Source organism: Methanobrevibacter sp., from assembly GCF_045541095.1.
Classification (GTDB): domain Archaea; phylum Methanobacteriota; class Methanobacteria; order Methanobacteriales; family Methanobacteriaceae; genus Methanocatella.
In genome coordinates, this window is record NZ_JAZQIJ010000070.1 from 1 (window position 1) to 2,955 (window position 2,955).

Below are 2,955 nucleotides of genomic sequence, written 5' to 3' on the forward strand. Positions count from 1 at the left end.
ATGTTTTTAGAAAACTGATTTTCGCGCTTTGTAAAAGATGGCCCCCGGCCTAATGTTTTTCATTTGATTTTTCTTTTCGTTTTTTGTATTGACTTATGCATATTGGTGATGTATAATTTCGTTGTGGCTTATTCTGCGGAATGATGAAAATTAATGGCCTAAAATTTGATATGAAATGAGTGAATGGAAATGGCTGATGACAAAATGAATGCGCAGAGAGTTTCTATTACATTGCCTCCGGATGTAATAAAGGAAATTGATTTAGAGTGTGAAGCTCTGGGGATTTTCCGGTCTACGTATATTCTTTTGGCTGTTCAAGCTAAATTGAAGTCTGATCGTATGACTAAGGATATGCCGGCTATGATGATTCAGGCTGCAGAGATGATGAAATTCATGAAAGAATTAGATTCTCGTGGTATGCTTGATGGTATTAAAAAGGATTAAGAATGGGTAGCGTGAGCGTGCGTCCGCATGCGGGCGGGGCCCGCCTGCGGGCGTGGCTCCTACCTTATCTTGATACTATAGAAATACCGGGTCTTTTGAAAAAACGCCGATTCTCTTAGAGCCTCAACGGATTTTCCTACTTTTTTGACGGAAGGATTTTTCGTATTCGAGGTGAAAAATTTGATGCAAACAAAAGAAAAAAGCCTCTTCATGTTGGCGCATGAAGAAGGCTCAAATCTTGCTATTGTGTTCAATGATCATGTACATGATAGCAAACAAAATACTTATTGTCAATCTCACATCATATGGAATAAATCAGATATTGAAATTTCTAAGAAGTTCAGTCCTAAAAAAAATAATGCTGTATTGCTAAGTCAATCATATTTACGCATTGGTCTTGATTCAAAGTCTTTTCGTGTATCTGAATGCGGGTCTTTTCTTGAATTTGCTCATGAGATTACAGATCAAGGAGAAGTATCAGAGGTTGGTAAATTACATTCTGCAAATTTTTGTAGGGACAGAATGTGTCCTATGTGTTCTTGGAGAAGATCATATAAAATTTTCGGTCAAGTCTCTCAGATTATGGAACTCATTGGAGATAAGTATAAATATCTTTTTCTTACTTTGACTGTTCCTAATTGTTCCGGTGATCAATTATCTCTTGTTCTTGATTCCATGATGGATGGATGGAGAAAATTCATTCGGTATAAGGATTTCAAAGTTGTAAAAGGATTTTTTAGAGCTCTTGAAATTACTCGTAATAATGATCCATGTTCCAAATCTTTTGGTACATATCATCCCCATTTTCACGTTGTACTTGCTGTTCCTTTGAATTATGGTTCCGGCCGGAATTATATTTCCCGTGATAAATGGCTTAATATGTGGCAGAAGGCTATGAAAGATCCTTCTATTAGTCAGGTTGATATTCGTGTTGCCAAAGATAAAAATGCTTCTAAGGAAGCTTCACTTGAGCTTGCAAGTGCTGTTGCAGAAATAGCGAAATATGCGGTAAAGGATTCTGATTATATTTATCCTGAGGATCCTGACCTTACTGATAACATTGTTGTTACTTTGTCCGGTGCCCTGCATCATCGTCGATTAGTTGCTTATGGTGGCATTTTACGAGATGCATTTGAAAATCTTAAGCTTGATGATCCTGAGGATGGCGATTTGGTTCATATAAATCAAAAACTGAATCCTGCTCTTGCATGGCTTATTGTAAAATATGGCTGGTCCTGTGGTACCTACAAAATGACCGATGTTTATATTAAATCTCCCGGTGAGGAGGTGAATGATATTGAGTAAAGTTAAGGCTCAGAGGAATGATGATTATATTCAGATGTCCGCACGAGATTTTTTTAGTACTTATCCGCATATGGCTAAAATCTCGCCTTTGAAGTTTATTTATCCCATGCTTCTTTCTGATCCTAAATACATTGTTCGACTGAAAAAAGGTCGCATTGAATTTGGTTATGGTGAAGATGCCTGGATGAATAGTTGATTTGTGTTCGGGCCTCCAGGACACTTAAAAACGGAATATACCCCCATGGAGCTTGGAATTGCAGGCCCTTACTCCATGAGGGTATTCATACACGCCGGGGCGTGCTATGTCATTTTATCATGCTCTGGTAAAAAAATCAATGGAGTGTGTTATTGTGCCTAAACAAAAAGATCGTTATATTACTATGAGAAATTATCGAACTACTGTTAAAGTTGAGTGGGCCGATATTATGAAGACTCTTCGCTGGTCTATTGGTTGTGAGTATCGATTTTTTCGTGATCACTTCGAGCAGCTGCGTGATAGTGTTGATCATGGGTATCCTGATAGAGTGAATTTTCATCTTCCTATTTGTAAGGATTCTGTTTCTTTGATTTTAGAAGAAATTGAAGTTTATAATTCTTTACGTCGTTTTTTGCGGTACAAGATTGCTGATACAAATTCCTTGGGATTGCCTTTGGTTGATGCTTTTCTTTCTGATTTCGGAGGTGCTGCCGAATGAAATTAGAATTGGAGCCTTTGAAGATCATCGTTGAAACTGTTCCTCATGATGTGGTTAACCGGCTTGATAAAACAGATTCGCAGCTCAGAGCAGAGTTGAATGCTCTTCGCGGTATGTTTTCTCAATCTATGGAAGTTATTGCAGATTTGAAACGGCAAATTAATGATATCAAAAAAACAATTTAATTATGAAACGGCCTGTAGCCTGCGCAGGTCGTTTTTTTCTTTTATATGCGAAGCATGGTAGCCCACGGAAAAATGGTTTTTAGGGCTTCTAGCGCCTCTCTGGGCGGTCTTTATAGTCTCATTGGATTATATACCCTTTGAAATGTTATTTTTAAAAATAAGTTTGGTCGCGAGCTCCGCAGCTTATGTTTTTAGAAAACTGATTTTCGCGCTTTGTAAAAGATGGCCCCCGGCCTAATGTTTTTCATTTGATTTTTCTTTTCGTTTTTTGTATTGACTTATGCATATTGGTGATGTATAATTTCGTTGTGGCTTATTCTGCGGAA

5 protein-coding genes are annotated in these 2,955 nt (G+C 37.7%); all 5 read left to right on the plus strand.

All coding sequences use genetic code 11. The features are described 5' to 3' along the window. Nucleotides 1–189 precede the first annotated feature (189 nt). The 5 genes from ACKI2P_RS03175 (at nt 190) to ACKI2P_RS03195 (ending at nt 2,629) form a co-directional block, all read left to right on the plus strand. Entirely contained in the window at nt 190–444 is a 255-nt protein-coding gene (locus ACKI2P_RS03175) for a hypothetical protein (RefSeq protein WP_407374938.1), read from the plus strand. A 183-nt stretch (nt 445–627) separates the two neighbouring features. Beyond that, on the plus strand, nt 628–1,749 hold the full coding sequence (locus tag ACKI2P_RS03180; RefSeq protein WP_407374940.1) for a protein rep: 1,122 nt from the start codon (nt 628–630) through the stop codon (nt 1,747–1,749). Next, entirely contained in the window at nt 1,742–1,945 is a 204-nt protein-coding gene (locus ACKI2P_RS03185; protein WP_407374942.1) for a hypothetical protein, read from the plus strand. Before ACKI2P_RS03180 ends, ACKI2P_RS03185 begins: the two co-directional genes overlap by 8 nt. A 106-nt stretch (nt 1,946–2,051) precedes the next feature. Beyond that, the gene (locus ACKI2P_RS03190) at nt 2,052–2,444 is read left to right on the plus strand and encodes a hypothetical protein (RefSeq protein ID WP_407374943.1); all 393 of its coding nucleotides are present in this window, start codon (nt 2,052–2,054) and stop codon (nt 2,442–2,444) included. Further along, nucleotides 2,441–2,629 (plus strand): hypothetical protein, encoded by a 189-nt coding sequence (locus tag ACKI2P_RS03195; RefSeq protein WP_407374945.1) that lies wholly within the window; start codon nt 2,441–2,443, stop codon nt 2,627–2,629. Before ACKI2P_RS03190 ends, ACKI2P_RS03195 begins: the two co-directional genes overlap by 4 nt. The last annotated feature ends 326 nt before the right edge of the window (nt 2,630–2,955 follow it).